The 17,967-nt window shown below is 54.6% G+C and carries 14 protein-coding genes; 11 read left to right on the top strand and 3 right to left on the bottom strand.

Translation table 11 applies throughout. From position 1 onward, the window contains the following. The first annotated feature begins 92 nt into the window (after nucleotides 1-92). Both CHY22_RS10045 and CHY22_RS01710 read left to right on the top strand, forming a co-directional pair. Nucleotides 93-1,901, top strand: a complete 1,809-nt coding sequence (locus tag CHY22_RS10045; protein ID WP_089572002.1) for a hypothetical protein — start codon at nucleotides 93-95, stop codon at nucleotides 1,899-1,901. 204 nt (nucleotides 1,902-2,105) lie between these two features. Further along, nucleotides 2,106-3,905 (top strand): AAA family ATPase, encoded by a 1,800-nt coding sequence (locus CHY22_RS01710; RefSeq protein ID WP_089572000.1) that lies wholly within the window; start codon nucleotides 2,106-2,108, stop codon nucleotides 3,903-3,905. Nucleotides 3,906-3,925: 20 nt separating this feature from the next. On the opposite strand, the gene CHY22_RS01705 is transcribed toward CHY22_RS01710, so the two are convergent. Beyond that, nucleotides 3,926-4,945 carry a glycosyltransferase gene (locus tag CHY22_RS01705; protein ID WP_089571997.1) on the bottom strand — a complete coding sequence of 340 codons (1,020 nt, stop codon included), beginning with the start codon at nucleotides 4,943-4,945 and terminating at the stop codon, nucleotides 3,926-3,928. Nucleotides 4,946-5,201: 256 nt separating this feature from the next. Here CHY22_RS01705 and CHY22_RS01700 point away from each other — a divergent pair, with 256 nt between their 5' ends. The 5 genes from CHY22_RS01700 (at nucleotide 5,202) to CHY22_RS01680 (ending at nucleotide 12,112) form a co-directional block, all read left to right on the top strand. Then, nucleotides 5,202-6,305 (top strand): glycosyltransferase, encoded by a 1,104-nt coding sequence (locus tag CHY22_RS01700; protein WP_089571995.1) that lies wholly within the window; start codon nucleotides 5,202-5,204, stop codon nucleotides 6,303-6,305. 6 nt (nucleotides 6,306-6,311) lie between these two features. Next, nucleotides 6,312-7,352, top strand: a complete 1,041-nt coding sequence (locus CHY22_RS01695) for a glycosyltransferase (protein ID WP_089571993.1) — start codon at nucleotides 6,312-6,314, stop codon at nucleotides 7,350-7,352. Between the two features lie 74 nt (nucleotides 7,353-7,426). Next, nucleotides 7,427-8,545 carry a glycosyltransferase family 2 protein gene (locus CHY22_RS01690; RefSeq protein ID WP_158551153.1) on the top strand — a complete coding sequence of 373 codons (1,119 nt, stop codon included), beginning with the start codon at nucleotides 7,427-7,429 and terminating at the stop codon, nucleotides 8,543-8,545. Between the two features lie 12 nt (nucleotides 8,546-8,557). After that, nucleotides 8,558-9,625, top strand: coding sequence for a glycosyltransferase (locus CHY22_RS01685; RefSeq protein ID WP_089571989.1), 1,068 nt, complete (start codon nucleotides 8,558-8,560; stop codon nucleotides 9,623-9,625). Then, entirely contained in the window at nucleotides 9,626-12,112 is a 2,487-nt protein-coding gene (locus CHY22_RS01680; RefSeq protein WP_089571987.1) for a glycosyltransferase family 2 protein, read from the top strand. Here the strand turns inward: CHY22_RS01680 and CHY22_RS01675 are convergent. Both CHY22_RS01675 and CHY22_RS01670 read right to left on the bottom strand, forming a co-directional pair. Continuing rightward, nucleotides 12,109-13,086 (bottom strand): hypothetical protein, encoded by a 978-nt coding sequence (locus CHY22_RS01675; protein WP_089571984.1) that lies wholly within the window; start codon nucleotides 13,084-13,086, stop codon nucleotides 12,109-12,111. The genes CHY22_RS01680 and CHY22_RS01675 overlap by 4 nt on opposite strands. Then, nucleotides 13,086-13,511 (bottom strand): DUF4869 domain-containing protein, encoded by a 426-nt coding sequence (locus tag CHY22_RS01670; RefSeq protein WP_199408725.1) that lies wholly within the window; start codon nucleotides 13,509-13,511, stop codon nucleotides 13,086-13,088. Before CHY22_RS01670 ends, CHY22_RS01675 begins: the two co-directional genes overlap by 1 nt. Before the next feature lie 277 nt (nucleotides 13,512-13,788). Here CHY22_RS01670 and CHY22_RS01665 point away from each other — a divergent pair, with 277 nt between their 5' ends. The 4 genes from CHY22_RS01665 (at nucleotide 13,789) to CHY22_RS01650 (ending at nucleotide 17,786) form a co-directional block, all read left to right on the top strand. Beyond that, nucleotides 13,789-14,892, top strand: coding sequence for an ATP-binding protein (locus CHY22_RS01665; RefSeq protein WP_233502809.1), 1,104 nt, complete (start codon nucleotides 13,789-13,791; stop codon nucleotides 14,890-14,892). 40 nt (nucleotides 14,893-14,932) lie between these two features. Further along, nucleotides 14,933-16,012 carry an acyltransferase family protein gene (locus CHY22_RS01660; protein WP_089571979.1) on the top strand — a complete coding sequence of 360 codons (1,080 nt, stop codon included), beginning with the start codon at nucleotides 14,933-14,935 and terminating at the stop codon, nucleotides 16,010-16,012. 618 nt (nucleotides 16,013-16,630) lie between these two features. Beyond that, nucleotides 16,631-16,855: a hypothetical protein gene (locus CHY22_RS01655; protein WP_089571978.1), complete on the top strand. Its 225-nt coding sequence runs from the start codon at nucleotides 16,631-16,633 to the stop codon at nucleotides 16,853-16,855. A 220-nt stretch (nucleotides 16,856-17,075) separates the two neighbouring features. Continuing rightward, nucleotides 17,076-17,786 (top strand): hypothetical protein, encoded by a 711-nt coding sequence (locus tag CHY22_RS01650; RefSeq protein WP_143759196.1) that lies wholly within the window; start codon nucleotides 17,076-17,078, stop codon nucleotides 17,784-17,786. The last annotated feature ends 181 nt before the right edge of the window (nucleotides 17,787-17,967 follow it).

Raw genomic sequence — 17,967 nt, 5'->3', positions numbered from 1 at the left:
CGAGGGGTTGTTGTGCAACAACGGGCGAGCTGCAATACTTATTTTTATCTTTGCAAACTGCACTTTAACTACACCAATGCAGGGAGGATCTTATGCAGCCCAAGCATTCTGCGATTGTCGCGGGCCTGACGCTGGCGCTTTCGTTTGGCGCCGTTTCCGCGCCGGCACCCGCCGCTGCCGAGGAGCCCACGCCGGGCGTTGCCTCGGATGCGACCGATATCGATAAGGGTCTCTATACCCAGCAGTCCTTTTCGGGCGTGCTGAGGTCGGTCCAGGGCGTTTCGTTTGTTAACGTGACTCCCGAGATGAAGTACTTCACCAAATATGAGAGTCACGGCAACTATAACCAGGGCTTTTCGTACGGTGACGGTTATAACGCGCTGGGTTATTACCAGTTCGACCGTCGTTGGTCGCTCATTCCGTTTATGAAGCAGGCCTACAACTACAACCCCGAAAAATACAGCATGCTCAAGGATGCGATTGATCGCGGCAGCGAGATTTCCAACATGAGCAATGCCATGTACGAGAACGGCCAGCTCACCGAGTTGGGCCGTATTGCGCAGGAGGCCTTCCAGGGCGCTTATAACATCGATCCTGTTGAGTTCTCAGCTCTTCAAGATGCCTATGCGTACAACTCGTACTATGCGGTGACCGAGGCGTGGCTCAAGAGTGGCCTGGGCATTGATATTTCGGGCCGTGCCGATTGCGTTAAGGGCATGGTGTGGAGCATCACCAACATGTGCGGCACCGGTGGCTGCAGGGACTTCTTCCGTTGGGCGAATCTCTCCAACGATATGTCCGACCGCGAGTTTGTGACGGCGCTTTCCAACAGTGTGGTCAATAACGTGGCGACCAAGTATTCGAGCCAGCCCCAGTATCATGAGGGCTGGAAGAACCGCTACCGCAATGAGCTGAAGGACTGCTTGGTTTATATCGCCGAGGACGAGGCCGCTGCGACGCCCGTGCAGCCCGAACCTACGCCGGCGCCCTCGCCGACGCCTGATTCGAATGACGACTCGAGCGACGATGCCAACGATGACAGGATGGATGCGCCCTCGACCGGTGCTGACGGTGATGGCTCTGCTGGTGGCACTACCAACAACGGCTCTACCTCGAACGGTTCCGATTCAAACGGCTCTGCTGCGGGCGATTCGTCTTCAAGCTCTGCCGGCAATACGGACAGCGACGCTTCTGGTTCGACCGGCGCTGGCACCTCTAACTCATCCACCGGCTCGAGCGATTCGTCCGTTGGCACCGGCTCTAACAACGGCTCCGGCTCTGACGCAACCCCTGGTTCCGATGCTTCCAAGGATGACTCGAATAAGGCGCCGGACGTTCCCGTTGCTTCGCCGGACAAGAAGCCTTCTTTCTCCGAGCAGCTTGGTTCTACGCTGGGCTCTTCGCTGATGGCTGGCGTCAATAACGGCTCGACCCAGAACAAGGGCAACTCTGATCAGGTTTCCACGGAAAAGATCGAAGCCGCAAAGGGCGACTCCAAGGACAAGGCTTCCGAGAAGACCGAATCCGATAAGGGTTCTAGCTCTGAGGAGAAGAGCGACAAGTCCGAACAGAAGAAGGACGAGGATAAGAAGTCTGAATCTGAGGAGAAGGACAAGAGCAAGGCCGAGGGCGAAAAGAAACAGTCCGAAGACGACGACAAGAGCGGTGCTGACAACCAGGTCCAAGAGCAAAATGACTCCAAAACGGTGACCACCACGACCACGACGACTACAACTACCAAGTCCTCGGGCGGCAACATGCCCAAGACGGGTGATCTGATTGTGATGGCGAGCCTTGCCAGTGTAAGCTTGGCCACACTGGGCGCTACGTCTATCGTAAGTGGTAAGCATAAGCTCGATCAGCAGAAGAAGGCTTCTGGGGAGGACGGCTTGGAGGAGTAATCTTCCAGATCGTTTTCTATAAGCTTTTGAGACGGGGTCCGGTGCGGCGGCATCGGCCCCCCCCTTTTTTTGTTGTGCAACGATTTGTTATGCCCCCTCGGGGGTCTGTTGCTACCGCTGCCCGAAACGTTTGCATGTCGATATTGTTGCGCTCTACCCGCTCGCTACAATGGGCATCGTGCTGCGTTAGAAGGAGAGTTTACGGTGTCTGAACAGGTGAATTGTGGTTTTACTCATGCGTTTGGTGCACGGTTGCTCAATCATGCGGATAGCGCAGCTCTACCGGTTGATGCACGCGACTTTTCCGATGCAATCAATCGGTGTTTACTCGTCGATAAGACTATGTTTATTGCCGATATATTGGACAGTGAAGCACCTGTTGCGCTTTGCTGTCGGCCCAAGGGTTTTGGCAAGAGCATGAATTTATCGATGCTCAAGTGCTATTTGGAACGACCTGATCGCCGGCTGCCGGATCGAAGCCTGTTCGCTGGTACCCAGATTTGGCAGGCGGGCGGCGGTCGCTATCGTGATGAGTACGCGAGTTATCCGGTCATCATGCTCGACTTTACAGCTGCCGCTTCGAGGCATGGCGCTGGTGCTGCGGCAGCAATTCGCGGGGCTGTCGTGCGCGAGTGCGCCCGATTACTGCCGCTGCTTGCCGCGCCTGATCTGTCAAGACGTGAGGTTCGTCTTATCGAGAGGGCGGCGCGTGGGGTGGCCAGCGATAAGGAGATCGATGCGGCGCTTGGCGTGCTTATTAAACTGCTCCAGGCAGCTTTCGATGAGCAGGTTGTTCTTCTGATAGACGACTACGACGCGGTATGTCCAAAGCGTTTGGACGCTAAGGACGACGGTAGCGTGGATTCCCTAGAGTCGCTCAGCCGAATGTTGTTCGACACCATTGCCGATGCCGGCGACTCGTTGCGATTGACGTGTCTGATGTGCGAACGCCCCGGTCATGCCGAGTTTGCGTTGTCCCAACGTGGGGTTTCCTATCGGTCGGCGACAGCGTTGTCGAGTTGGTGTGATCGATGGTTCGGTTTTTCGGACGACGAAGTCCAAGTGCTGTTGGATTGCATCGGTCGCAACGGCTGTCTGGATGACGCGCGTGAGTGGCTCGAGGGCTATCTGCTTGGTGGTTTTTATTGCTCGAGCCCGGAGCGCGTGGTGGACTACGCACATCGCGGTTGCGTCGCGCCCGTTCGGGCAGATCTGTATGGTTACGCCGACCGTCTGAGCGCATGCGTCGGCGACTGGAATCTCATGCGCCTGTCCGCATTGTTCGATTTACTTGAGGCGCATGGGTTTATTGAGGTGCCAGTGCATGTGCATGCCGAGGAGGCCGATGCCGCCAAGCCCGAAGATATCTGGACAGCGCTGTATCTGTCTGGATTTCTTACGACGGACATGACGGGGCATTCGGAAAACGGCGCGTGCCTTCGTTCCCTGCGTCTGCCTAACAACGAAGTGCGTCAGGCGCTCCGTCTTGTAATTCTGGAATGGTTTGAGTGCGCCGTTGAGGACGTTGGAGTTATCGACTCGTTCCATGACGGGCTGTGTCGAGGAGACGAGGACGCTGTAAAGCAAGCTTTGAGCTGTGCTATCGGCGATCTGGGCATCGATGTGGGCCAATCAGATATGCCGACAGCCTATCATCTGGTGCTTCAGGGGCTCTGCTTTGGACTGCCTGGCTATTGCAATCCCAGCTCCAAGCGAAGTGGCGTCTCGGATCGCTGGGATATCCAGGTGATTCCCACCGGTCGGGTGTTTGACGTGGCTGACACGTTCGGCATGCTCGATGAGCGACCGCTCATTACGATCAACATGATGTACGACCCTGGCGTCGATGCCCTGGGCCTGGAACTGTTGGCGGTTCAGGCACTGCTCGAAATCGAGCGCGACGGCATCGATGATATCCGCGTGCCGCGCCCCGCCGTCGGGCGCATGCGTTGGGGCTTTGGTTTTGACGGTCAGCGTGTGTCCGTGGTGTGTCAACGACTGTAGCGGCGGGCGAAAGCCCTTTACTACTCGGCGTCCTTCAGGGGCGGCATGGGCTTCCAGTTGGGGTCCTTAACGATCTTGCGGGCGTCCTTCATGCCACGGCGCAGCGCCGGAATACCGGTCTTAAAGCATTTGTCGACTGCTGCCAGACGAATGAACTCCTTGCAGAAGGTCGCGGCATTGCCCAGACGGAACAGCACGGGGTGGTAGTCGCCGTAGATCTGCATGTAGCGTGCCAGATAACCGCGGTTGCGCATGATGTAGTAGCGGTTGGTGTCGCTCGTGGAGTTGAGCTGTCGTTTGCCGGCGATGTCCCAGTTGGAGACGGCGCGGGCGCGCTTGAGCACCACGTCGGCAACCACGGCGGCGGGGAAGTGCTGGCTGGCCACGTAGCCGTAGCAGGCATCGTCGCCGTAGATAAAGAAGCGCGCGTCGGGCAGGCCAATCTTGTCGACCACGCGGCGCGAGAACATGCCGCCCTCAAAGCACAGTTGGTTCATGGTGCGGTAGCCCTCGGGCCCCAAGTCCCACTTGGCGATGGGGTTAGGGATGCCGAGCGAAAGGATGAGCTGGTACTGCCAAAAGAAAGCGCCGCCGTCAAAGTCCAGGCGCGAACCCTGGATGACATCGTAGCGGTCGGTCCACTTGGCAAGACGCTCGATGCCTTCGGGGATGACGAGCACGTCGTCGTCCATCACCCAGAACCACTGGGCCCCCAGATCGTAGGCGCATTTAGTGCCGGCGGAGAAGCCACCCGCACCGCCGCCGTTTTCGAGTTGCGGGGCGTAGATGACACGGTCGGTGCCGCCCTGCGCGTCGGGCTGCTCGGTGTCGATGCCCCACAGGCTGGCCAGGCGCTCGTTGAATGCGGTGCACATGGCCTCGGTCTCGCGCGAATTCTCGTTATCGACAATCACGATGCGCCAGGGCGTTGCCGTGAGCTCGGTCATGGAGTCGAACAGGTTGGCCAGGAGTTCCTGGCGCTTGTACGTAACGACAACGATGGCGAGCTTATCGATGGGAGCGGGAAGGGTTGAAGGCATGGGGCAATATATCCTTTCACGCGCGGCGGGCGAGCGCTGCGCGGAAGCTATCGAATACGTCCTTGGGACTGTTCTATTGTAAAGGCTCACCGCACCTTGTCGGCAAGCTTTGAATAAAACGCAGGAACCTGCCACGGGCCCGCCGCATGACGTGCGGCTACTTTGCCCGCAAGAGGCTCCATAGATTATATAAACGTCCGCTGGCGCGCTGACCCTTTGATACCATGAAACGACAGGTATTTCCTAAGGAGCACATTTGTCTACTAACGCCTCTGGCAGCCCTGTTCTGTCGCTGCTTATTCCCATTTACAATGTTCAGCGCTACCTGCGCGAGTGTCTCGATTCCGCCCTGGCGCAGACGCTCAAGGATATTGAGATCATCTGCATTAACGACGGGTCGACCGACAACTCGCCGGCGATTATCCGCGAGTATATGGAGCGCGATGGGCGCGTCAAGATGATCGACAAGGCCAACAGCGGCTACGGCGACTCGATGAACCACGGTCTGGAGATGGCGCGTGGCAAGTACGTTGGCATCTTGGAGTCCGATGACTTTATGGCGCCCGACGCACTCGAAAAGCTTGTCTCGGCCGCCGATAGCAATAATGCCGACTTTGCGAAGGCGAACTTTGATTTCTACTGGTCTAAGCCCGAGGAGCGCCGTTCGCTGCACGAGATGTTTAAGGCAAGGGATTGTGGCAAACCGGTGCATCCCAGCAATACGACGCAGTTCTTTAAGCAAAAACCGTCGATTTGGTCGGCCGTGTACCGTCGTGATTTTCTTGAGCGCAACGGTATCAAGTTCCTGCCGACTCCGGGGGCATCCTTTCAGGACACGTCATTTGCCTTTAAGGTGATCGCGTGTGCCGAAAAGGCTATTTACCTGCATGATGCCGTGTTGTCGTATCGCCAGGACAACGAGAATTCCTCGGTCAATTCTTCGGCCAAGGTCTTTTGCGTCAATACCGAGTATGCCGAGATTGAGCGTTGGATTCGAGAGGATTATGCCCGCGACCACGCAAGCGGCGATGTCGCGCGCATGCTCAAGTTCAATCAGCTCATTAAGTACGATTCGTATATGTGGAACTACGTGCGCCTGGCGCCTAAGTTCTATAAGGAGTTCCTGGTGCAGATGGCAAAGGAATTTCAGGCGGCCTTGGACGCGGGGGAGTTTTCGCTTGACGACCTCAAGCCGTGGAAGCGCGCGAATCTTGCTGCCATCCTCAAAGATCCTGAGGGCTGGGTTGACGAGCATCCGAGTTTTGCGACGGATGGTGCCTTGGGGCGTGCTAAGTATTACGCCTCGGTTGGAGGCCCAGGCGTGGTCGCCGCCTTTCTCATCGAATCGCTGAGGGGGTAGGTCGGCATGGGAGAGACCTCGTGTCCTAAAGCTACCATTATCGTCCCCGTTTACAACTCTGCGCGCTCCATTCAGCGATGCCTCGATTCGCTGTTGGCTCAGTCCGAGCGCTCGATTCAGGTTGTCTGCGTCAACGACGGTTCAACTGATGATTCGTTGAACGTGTTGCACCAGGTCGCGCAGGCCGACGATCGCGTACTGGTGATTGACCAGGAAAACGCGGGCGTCTCGTGTGCTCGAAATGCCGGTATCGATGCCGCCGAGGGCGAGGCCGTCTTTTTTGTGGACGCCGACGATTACATCGATGCCCAGACGGTCGAGCGCGTACTGCATGCCATGGAGTCTGTAGATGCCGAGGCCGCCGTTTTTGGCGGCGTCTGTGAACCAGCCGATGCTGCCCCCAAACGCGTCCAGCAACTCATGAGCCCCAAAGCCGGTACCTTCGGCGCCCGTGATCCCCAGTTGCTGTTCCATGCGAATGCGCAGCCGTATGCCTGCCGTGCGGCTTTTTCGCGCGAGCTGCTCAATCGCGAAGGCATTCGCTTCGCCCCCGGCTTGGCTTTGGGCGAGGACGTCGTCTTCCAATTTGCGGCTTATGCGCTTGCCCGCAAGACCGTCGTCATGCCGGACAAGTTTTACCACTACGTGATGGAGAGCGAATCGGCGACGCACGAGTTCAACAGTGTCGAGGCTCGCGCCAAAAAACTTGACGCCCACATGAGGATGCTCGAGGAGGTCTTGGAGGACTGGGCGGCCTACGGTCTTTTGGACCTGTGCCCCGGCGAGCTGATAACTTGGTTTTTGGACCTCATTGTGTTCGACCTGGCGCGCTTGGATTCCGATGACTTCCACCGCGTGGCGGCTCGCGTCAACATGGACCTCACGACGTTTTTGGGAACGGAGTGGGCGGATATGCCTGCTAAGGGCGCCGTTCGCCGTGTTGCCCACAAGCTCGTTGCGGCGACCGCGGGCGTTTCGATGGCAGACGCAACGCTGTTCTATCTTTCGACTCGCGGTCTCAAAGCCTGCCTGGAGCGCTTTCTTTAATTCCAAGCGCTGCCGCCCGCCGCAACTCGGCTGCTAAAATAACCCTGTTACACGCTATTCAACAGGAGGTTCTCTTGCAGAACTCTGATACCCCTAAAGTTTCGCTGCTTGTCCCCATCTGCAATGTCGAACGCTACCTGCGCGAGTGCCTCGATTCCGCCGTGGCTCAGACGCTCAAGGACATCGAGATCATCTGTATCAACGACGGCTCCACCGATAGCTCGCCGGATATCATCCGCGAGTACATGGAGCGCGACTCTCGTGTAAAGATGATCGACAAAGCCAACAGCGGCTACGGCGACTCGATGAACCGCGGCCTGGAGATGGCGCGCGGTGAGTACGTGGGCATCCTTGAGTCTGACGACTTTATGTTTGAGGATTCGCTCCAAAAGCTGGTCGCCAAGGCCGATACTGAGCATGCCGATGTGGTAAAGGGCGACTTTTACCTGTATTGGTCCACGCCCAGCGAGCGCCGTGAGCTGTTTGGGATCATCGACGAGCATATGACGGGCGCCGCGTATCGCCCCGTCGATCGCCCGGGCATCTTCTACCGCAAACCTTCCATTTGGTCGGCTATCTATCGGCGTGAGTTCCTCAACGACAATCAGATTCGGTTCCTTCCCACGCCGGGTGCCTCGTATCAGGACGCAGGCTTTAACTTTAAAGTTTGGGCTTGTGCCGAACGTGCCGCGTTTATTGCGGACCCCATTTTGTGCTATCGGCAAGATAACGAGAAGAGCTCCGTTAATTCGCCCAACAAGGTGTTTTGCGTTTGCGACGAATATGCCGAGATGCAGCGCTTTTTGGATGAACGCCTCGAGCTTAAGGCTCAACTCCAGGGCATTTTAATGCGCATGAAGGTCGATACGTACCGTTGGAATGATGAGCGCCTCGTCGATGAGTTGCGCGAGCAGTTTTGGGAGAAGGCCTCTCCCGAGCTCAAGTCCGATTGGGATGCCGGTCGCTTTGACCTGTCGCTGTTCGATCCGCGTGGCGAGACCGACTTGCGCCTGATGGTCAAGTCGCCCCGCGCCTATATCGATTCGCGCTTTGACTTTAAGAAGCCGGGCAAGCTCAATACGTTTAAGCATTACTTTAAGATTGGCGGCCTGCCGCTGGTCTGGCGCGTGCTGACGTATCAGCGCACCTACGGCGACAACCCGCACCCTGACGACGTTCCGGCCGCACAGTAGGAGCGAGTGACTATGGCTACCCCCAAGATTTCCGTTGTCGTTCCCATCTATAACGTGGAGGAGTGCCTGGCCTGGTGCCTGGACTCTCTGCTTGCGCAGGACATGCCCGATTGGGAAGGCGTGCTGGTCAACGATGGCTCGCCGGATGGTTCGCGCGATATTGCGGCTGCCTATTGCGAAAAGGACGCGCGCTTTACGCTGGTCGATAAGGAGAACGGCGGCCTGTCGAGTGCGCGTAATGCAGGCATCGCCGCGTCCACGGCGCCTATCGTTGCGTTTTTGGATTCCGACGACCGCTTTACGCCCGATGCATGCCGCGTGATCGTCGATGCCTTTGAGCGCGAGCGCTGTGATGTTTTGACCTTTGGTGCGAATCCGTATCCGCTGGAGGCGGGGTATCCGTGGCTTAACTATGTGCTGAGCCCGCGCGATGTGTCGTTTGAAGGCTATAGCTCCGACCTGCTGTTTAAGGAAGCGTCTCGCCCCTTTGCATGGCGCACCGCCTGCAAGCGTGAGTTTTTGCTGGGTAACGGGATCGTGTTCGACGAAACCGTCAAGTATGGCGAGGACCAGGTCTTCGATTTTGCCGTGTACGGTCGTTCGCACAAAACCGCGCTTATCTCGAACAAGCTGTATGACTACCGCGTGGCGCGCAAGGGTTCGCTCATGGACACCATGCGCTACGACGACGAGACACGTCTGCTGGAGCACGTGAAGATTTACTCCGCGGTGCTGGCTGACTGGCAGCGCGACGGTCTCGATGTCCAGCATGCCGATGACCTAGCGTACTTCCTGTGCGATCTGGTGCTGTACGATGCGCTCAGGTTGCTGGGTTCGGACTGTGGCAAGGTGTTTGCTGCCGTTGTCGCGGCGCTTAACGGTTCTGCCGTGGGCAGCGATGCTGCGCTCGCACAATGCGCTCCTTCTGTTGCTGCTATGGTGCGTGCGGCGCTTACCAGCAAGGCCCCCAATGCCCGTGCATGCAAAAAGCTCATGTTCGATTACGATGTCTTGAGGTTTGGGCGCCTGGGTGCCTGCAAACGCATGGCGGCGAACGCCCTGGGAAAGCGAGAAGTGTAGATGAGTATCAAGCGTTTGGCACTTTGCCGCAGTCAGGGCCGTCTGTTTGTGCTGCTTCGTTTTGCCGGTCAGGATGTCGCCGCGCTTATTGAGCGGGAGGGTTCTCAAGCGTTTACCCATGCGACGACGAGCGGTTCTTGTGTGCCGTCGCTGGTGCTCCCGGTCGATCATGGCCGTGTGTTGGCGCTTTGCCCTTTCGTTTCCGATTGCGAGCGCGAGCTCGCCGTCTTGGTGCTTCCCTTTTTGGACGGCTCTACGATTGACGTCGCATTTGCATCCGGTGGCCAAAGGTTGGGCTCCATTTGCCTCGATAGCCGCGTGGCCAAGCTGGAATCCAAGATTAACTACAAAGCAAAGCCTGCGCTGTGCGCGCTTATCCGCGATGCGCAGCGTGGCGAATGCTGCGGTCGCTACGAGATCGATGCCATTCGCTATTTGCCGGCAGACGCCGGCGCGGTGTGGCGCTATGAGGCCACCTGGGCGGGAGACCCCCAGTGCGCACCTGAGCTCCAGATCTTCGATACGCATATGAATGCCATCGATGCCACCGTGCATGTGTTTGAATCGCAGTTCGATGTGCCGCAGCGCAACGGTTGCCGTGTCAATAAAACGTATCTGAGCGTAGAGATGCCTCAGGATATACGGGATTATGTCGCGATTGCGAGCGATCCCACAGAGCGGATCCAGAGCGGTTTTTGCGCCATGGATGGTCGCCTGTACAACGGCATGGTCGACGACAGCTGGAACCGTATGAAGGACGCGCGTGCAGACGGCGCAGCTTATCGACGTTGGTTTGAGCAGCATCGCGCAAAGCCGGGCGATTTGGCGTGCCAGCGTGTCGCTTCGGCGGCCTTTGCCTATAGGCCGCTCGTGAGCATTGTGGTGCCGTGCTACAAGACCGATCGGGTCTACCTGCGCGAGCTGCTGGACTCGGTGCTAGCCCAGAGCTATGACAACTGGGAACTGCTTCTTATGGATGCCTCGCCTGAATGGGATGCGGTGGCCGACCTTGCGGCGGACGTCAATGACGAGCGCGTTCGCCGCATCGAGTTGTCCGGCAACGGCGGCATTGTGGTCAACACCAACGCAGGTATTGAGCAAGCGATGGGCGACTACATCGCGTTCTTGGACCACGATGACATCCTGGAGCCGGACGCATTATTCCACTATGTTTCCGCGCTGAATAAGGCTGCCGAGGGCGACCGCCCCCAGGTCCTGTTCTGCGACGAGGACATGTTCCAGAAAACGGGGGAGTGGGGTCAGCCGGTATTTAAGACCAAGCTCAACGTCGACCTGCTCTATAGCCATAACTGCGTGACGCATTTTCTGATGGTGGGGAAGGCGCTCATCGACCGTATTGGCATGTCGCCGGAAGACGTCGCGGGCGCTCAGGATTACGACCTGACGCTTCGCTGCCTTGCAGCCGGCGCGCGCTTTGAGCACGTTGCACATGTGCTGTATCACTGGCGCGTGCATCCCGGTTCAACTGCCGATGGCTCTGCCGATAGCAAGCCGTATGCTATTGAAGCCGGGCGCCTTGCGCTGCAGCGCCACTTTAACGCGCTGGGCGTTCACGGAACGGTCGTGGAGACCGAGACACCGTTTGTCTACCGCATGCGCTATGCGCTGCCAGAGCCTGCGCCGCTGGTGAGCATTGTGATTCCGACCAAGGATCACATTGAGACGCTCGACGCCTGTGTGATGTCGATCGCCCAGAAAGCCACGTATGCCAATTACGAGATCGTCTTGGTGGAGAACAACAGCGAAGCCCCGGAGACGTTTGCATATTACGAAACCCTGCCGGAACGCGTGGCTGCTGCATCCGAAGGCAAGGGCATCGCGCGCGTTGTGTACTGGCCGGGTGAGTTCAATTACTCCCAGATCATCAACTTTGGTGTGGAGCATGCCAAGGGCGATTACCTGCTGCTGCTGAACAACGATACTGAGGTCATAAGCCCCGATTTTATCGAAGAAATGATGGGGTATCTGCAGCGTCCCGATGCGGGCGTGGTGGGCGCCAAGCTCTACTTTGCCGATCATCTGGTGCAGCATGCCGGCATTGTGGTTGGCGTGCGTGGCGCACTTGCCCATGCCAACCAGGACTTCTCGGCAAAGCGCGAGGGCTATCTTGCCCGCGCTGTGCGCCCCGGTAACTTCAGTGCCGTAACGGGCGCCTGCCAGATGGTGCGACGCGACGTATTTGAGCTGGTCGGAGGCTATAACGAGGAATTCGCCGTCGGCTTTAACGACGCGGACTTTTGCCTGCGCGTGTGGGAGGCGGGCTACCGCACCATCTTTACGCCCTATGCCGAGTTGTACCACTACGAGTTCACCTCGCGCGGCAGGGAAGAGGCCAACGAGGAAAAGCTGCGCCGCTGGAAGCGCGAGCAAGCCCTGTTCATGCAGCGCTGGCCGGAGTTCTTCCTTGACGGTGACCCGTGGCTCGGGCCGAACCTATCTCTCGAGAGCGAGTACTTCTCGCTTTAGGGCGAAGTAATTCCAAGATCCGGCAAAGTATCCTCAAGGGCTGTAAGAGCGGTAGGGTTCAAGTACTCCTCGTTCAAGCAGCTCTTGTCATATCGAAAACGCGTGTCTCGTGAGCATTCGATGAGTTCTGCAGTAAAGAACTTCTCCCAGCTAAAGAACTTTGAGCTTTCTATATGATCAGCGGGGTTAAGCAGCATGTCCTTAATGTGTTTGCTGTTGAATAATCCCGACTTCAACACGAGCCATTCAAACGATTCCGGTAGGAATAGCTTGATGTTCTTTCGGCGCAATAGAGCAACTGCTTCCGCAATTTCTGGTCCGAAGGCGGCGCCGTCGGCAATCACGAGGATGTCGTTTTCCGGTGCGTCCATAATGCAGTTGCAAATATTTGATTTTCCTCCCGCGCTGATGCACTTAATGCTGCTCTTTTTGCATAGCAAACTGAAGAATTCGTAGCCCGAATTTGTGTCCTCTACGATGACAAGCTCGGGCCTCTCGCCTCTAAATTTAGTATCACCGTAAATACGATATGTAGAGGTGTAGACACGAGAGTAAACGGGATACTTCGTTGTGGTTCGGTTGGTGTTCTTAAGACCGTAGATTTCATCAACGCTATAGGGCAGTTGGCGCAGTGACTCTCTGGTGACGATTACGTAGTAGTTTGAGCTACGTTTTGCTTCATGGGCAAATTCTCTTGATCGAACAAAACTATTGCCCTCATCAATAAAAACAATGCTGCTGGAAATCTCTTGGAGATCTCTGCGCCAATTTTTTCCAGATATTGTTTTACAGGACACTTTGCAACTGACTGTTACGCCACTTTGTGCCCCAAGCTCTTCGTGAGCTGCCACCATATCAAGCAGAGTTGTCTTGCCTGTAGCACTGTTGCCTTGGATGATGGTCAGATTTCTATTGATGGTCAGTTTAAACTGAACCCGGTTATTTTGAATAATTACCTTGTATGATCCGCGCATCAGGAGTTCTCCCTTAGGCATTTTCCAGCTATGGGGACAAGGTCGAACATCGTGTGAACGACATCACCCGTGTTCGCAATGACAGCCGTGAATTTGCCGTTTCCGAAATCCATTAAATGGTAGAGATTGATTGTTAGATCCCTTTGCGCGGCGATCCTCAGAATCCAGTAGGCGCAATTATCACCGCAATTTGAGGCGTTATATATATTCTGCGGCATAAAGTACATAAGCAGCAGCGTTTTGGTGCCGCTGGATAGTTTCTCGGGAGGAATGATGCCTAGAATCTTGGTATCGATTGCATTGGGGCCCACCACGGTGCCTTTGTCGATGGATTTAATGACCCTTTGAGCAAAGGAGTCTTGAAACCACTGGGGCGAATAGACGTTATCGAAGTAAACCGACGTGTTGTAGATAACGTTTTCCATATCACCATAGTGAATTGTTAGCACGTTGGTCCCTTCGGATTGTTGGCTTTGCATTTGATGAGTTTGATTATATCGCAGCACATTAGATGGGCGTTATTGGCCAGTAACGTATGTGATCAAGGATCAAGGATCAAGGGTCAAGGATAGGTTACGAAAGCGCGATATTTCCGCGATAAGTTTATATAGCCATGTACAAACCGATAAAATCCGATATAAATTACGATATAAATATAAAGCTACGATTAATTGATAATCGATTCCCTAGAAAGGCAAACAAGTGAGCGCCACAGCATTCCATAACCCGTTTCGTCCCACTGCCGGCGCTGAGCCTCCGCGCATAATTGGTCGTGATGATATTGCCCTTGAGTTTACTGAGAGTTTGAATGCGGGAATTGGTGCACCTGCGAGGCTCATGCGCATTGCTGGACCGAGGGGCTCCGGAAAAACTGTTTTGCTCTGTGATCTTAGGGATCGTGCTCGAGAGCTTGGGTGGAAGACCGCTATTGTCTCTGCTGGCCCTAACCTATTGCTGGACTTGAGGGATCAGGTTGCTGATTCTTCCCTTGCGGGCAATGCTTCGGTCGGCGTAAACGCCGGCTTTGTTTCCGCGAAAGTCGACGTTGTGCCCAAAGAGTCGAGCCTTAGAAAGTTGCTGAGTTCGGCGGCGAAGTCATCACGGGGTCTTTTTATTGCTATCGATGAAGTTCAGGACGCCCCGATTGACGATATGCGCGCTATTGCCTCTGCTGTGCAGCTTTTAATAGGGGAAAAAGTAGATATCGCACTTGCCTTTGCCGGTTTACCCGCCGGTGTTATGGATCTTATTAACGGCAAGGCGCTTACGTTCTTGCGTCGTGCCCTCCCCGAAGATCTGGAGCCTATCAACCAGGTGGAGGTAGCTCTCTCTATGGGCGATAGTTTTGTCGCGACTGGTTTGACCATAGAGGACAATCTTCTGTCGAGAGCCGCTAAGGCCACTAAGGGCTATGCCTATCTGGTGCAGCTGGTCGGTTATTCCATTTGGCAGCGCGCCAACTTGCATCGTGCCAAAAGTGCCATTGTGAGCGAGCGCGACGTCACCGAGGGCATTGCGCTGGCAGAGGCTCGTTTTCACGATGTTGTTCACGAGCCAGCGATTTCCGGACTGGGGCCTAACGATATCAAATACCTTTTGGCGATGTGCGAGGACAAACAACAGTCCAAATCATCCGAGATTGCTAGGCGCATGGGTAAAAGGACCAATGAGGTCAGCTCCATTAGGGCAAAATTGCTACAAAGAGAGGTTATTCAGGCGCCACAGAGAGGCTACGTGCAGTTTGCCGTGCCGGACCTAGATATTTATCTGCGAGAGAATGCCGAGGAGATTCTCGAACGCTTCTAGGTCGAGGTATTATTAGGCTTTGATTTTACTTGGGGGCATTATGGTAAAAATACGAGATTCCCGTATCGAATTACTTCGCATTGTCCTTATGTGGACGGTAATGGCTCATCATTTTGTTGTTCACAACGCTGATTCTGTTTCCGTATTTCCTAGCTCGTTTACTAGGTTTTTCTACAATATCTTTTTCTATCCAATTGGAAGAACTGCGGTCGGCTGCTTTGTTGCCATAACAATCTGGTTTGTTGCGGGGAAAGCTGGATACTCCATTAAACAAGCTGTTAAACAGATAGCTTCAATCGAAGGCACGGTTCTCTTTTATAGTATTGTGCTGGGTTTTTTCTTCATGCTTCGCGGCGATATTCAAGTAAGTCCAACTAATTTGATAGATATTTTTGCACCAACTCTTACTGGTTCTAGTTGGTGGTTTGTAACCGTCTATGCTTGGCTTGTTTTTTTGCTGCCCTTTTTAATTCCGGCTTTGCATGTGTTGGACCAGAAACTACATCTTTATCTATCAATCTTTCTGGTCTTCGCCTTTGGATTCCTGCGTTATGTGCCGCTCTTTTGGATTCCCATCGACGGGCTACTAGTTGATTTTATTATAATTTGCGTTCTTGTTTGCTATATTCGCTGGTATGTAGATTTGTCAACAGTGGATGTACGGCGCCTGGTTACTTGTTGTATTGCTTCCTTTGTGGGAGTTGCAATATCGTTTTATGGTCAATTCCATTTTGATGGTTTGCTGGGCTCGACCTTTGCGAATTTGTATAACGGTTTTTTCGGATCACCGGCGTCTATTTTTTCGTTAGTTATAGCAATTTCGGTCTTGTTGATCGATTTAAAGATGCCGCATTTTTCCTCCCGTTTCGTTAACGCTGTAGCGAAACTTTGTTTCGCTACTTATCTTATTTCTGACTATGGGCCTATCCAAAGTTGGCTTTGGAGCTCGCTGTTTCCCTTTACGCGTGTCGGCGTTAGACTGGGAATGTTGCAGGTGCTTCTGGTTCCAACAGCTGTGTTCGCGATTTGCTTAATGTTGGAAGGTCTCAGGAAACTCTTGATTGGTTTCATCATGCGTTTTATCGGCCCTTTCGATTTGTTTAATAAAGCTTTGTCGTAGAACCAAGACTTTTGACATTTTCTTCCGCATACGTGATTTGACGACGATCCCGCTACGCTGGTGGTGGGACGATTGGGGTTCCGAACCAGCGTTCACTGGTTGTAGCGGATTGGTCGATAATCATCTAGGAAAGCGCGTCGTGGGCACGCAAAACCTGTTAGAGGCATGGTAACGCCCACGGTTGTTGCAACTAAGACGACTATCATCGAGGTTGCTGTAATCTGGCCGGTTGAGTCGAAGGCCGACATGGTAACCGTTGCGAATTATTTGAGATCGGTGATGATGGCTAGTTTGGTATGTCTCTGGTGCTGATGCTGTCTAGGGCGCTATTAATTGCTGTAGAGGCTCCAGTTTAAATCAATGACTCAAACCGGTTTCCATACCAATAGAATGCGCTGCTGGCATATGACGTATCGATATGGGCATAGAATTGCGTTTATTTAATTTGCAGCTACAAAGTTGTCTTTTGCAAAGTGTGGGAGCTATTCTTGCCCGTGCTGTGCGCCCGGGCAACTTCAGTGCCGTGACGGGCGCCTGCCAGATGGTCCTACGCGACGTATTTGAGCAGGTCGGAGGCTCCAACGAGGAACTCGCCGTCGGTTTTAACGACGCAGACTTTTGCCCTCGGGTGTGGCCGGCTACCGCACCATCTTTACGCCCTATGCAGAGCTGTACCACTACGAGTTCACCTCGCGCGGCAGGGAAGAGGCCAACGAGGAAAAGCTACGCCGTTGGAAGCGCGAGCAGGCACTGTTTATGCAGCGCTGGTCGGAGTATTTCTTGACGGGTGATCCGTGGTTGGGGCCGAACCTATCTGCCGAGAGTGAGTTCTTCTCGCTTTAGACAATGGTTGTAGAGGGCCCTCAGCTTGACTTCGCCACGAGTTGGGAAGAAGGCAGCATTTAGGCTATTGCTGAGATGCATTACGATAGCTCGATACTTTCACGATATGTTTATACAGGCTTATACAACTCGATATAATCCGATATAGTTTGCGATAATCTAATAAAGCTAAGCTTCAGTCGGCGTAAATGCCGGCTTTGTTTCCGCCAAAGTCGATGTTGTGCCCAAAGAGTCGAGTCTTAGAAAGTTGCTTGGCTCGGCCGCAAAGTCTTCCAAGGGCCTGTTTATCGCCATAGATGAGGTGCAGGATGCCCCGATTGACGATATGCGTGTTATTGCTTCTGCTGTGCAGCTTCTAATAGGGGAGAAAGTCGATATTGCTCTCGCATTTGCCGGATCGCCCGCTGGTGTTATGGATCTTACTAAGAGCAAGGCACTTACATTCTCGTGTCGTGCCCTCCCCGAAGATCTGGCGCCTATCAACCAGGTGGAGGTGGCGCTTTCTATGGGCGATAGCTTTATCGCGACCGGCTTGACCATAGAGGACGATTTGCTGTCGAGAGCCGCTAAAGTCACTAAGGGCTATGCCTATCTGGTACAACTGGTCGGTTACTCCATTTGGCAGCGCGCCAACTTGCATCGTGCCAAAAGTGCCATTGTGAGCGAGCGCGATGTTATCGAAGGCATTACGCTGGCAGAGGCTCGTTTTCACGATGTTGTTCACGAGCCCGCGATTTCTGTACTTGGACTCAACGATATCAAATACCTTTTGGCCATGTGCGAGGATAACAGCAGTTCAAATCATCTGAGATTGCTAAGCGCATGGGCAAAAAGACCAATGAGGTCAGCTCTATTAGGGCTAAGCTGCTACAAAGAGAGGTTATTCAGGCTCCGCAGAGGGGCTACGTGCAGTTTGCCGTGCCGGACCTAGATACCTATCTGCGAGAGAATGCCGCGGAGATTCTCGAGCGGTTCTAAATCAAGGCATGAATAGCCGCCGGTTAACTGTCTTTGTCGACTTGGCTCGATCGAGTCCCCCAATCTAGTAGACTTTAAACCGGTTGATTTTCAATCTCAGCGCAACAGCCTGAACGGCCCCCGCGTTTCCGCAG

This window comes from Collinsella sp. TF06-26 (genome assembly GCF_002232035.1).
Classification (GTDB): domain Bacteria; phylum Actinomycetota; class Coriobacteriia; order Coriobacteriales; family Coriobacteriaceae; genus Collinsella.
This window is presented reverse-complemented; position numbering and strand designations above follow the sequence as displayed.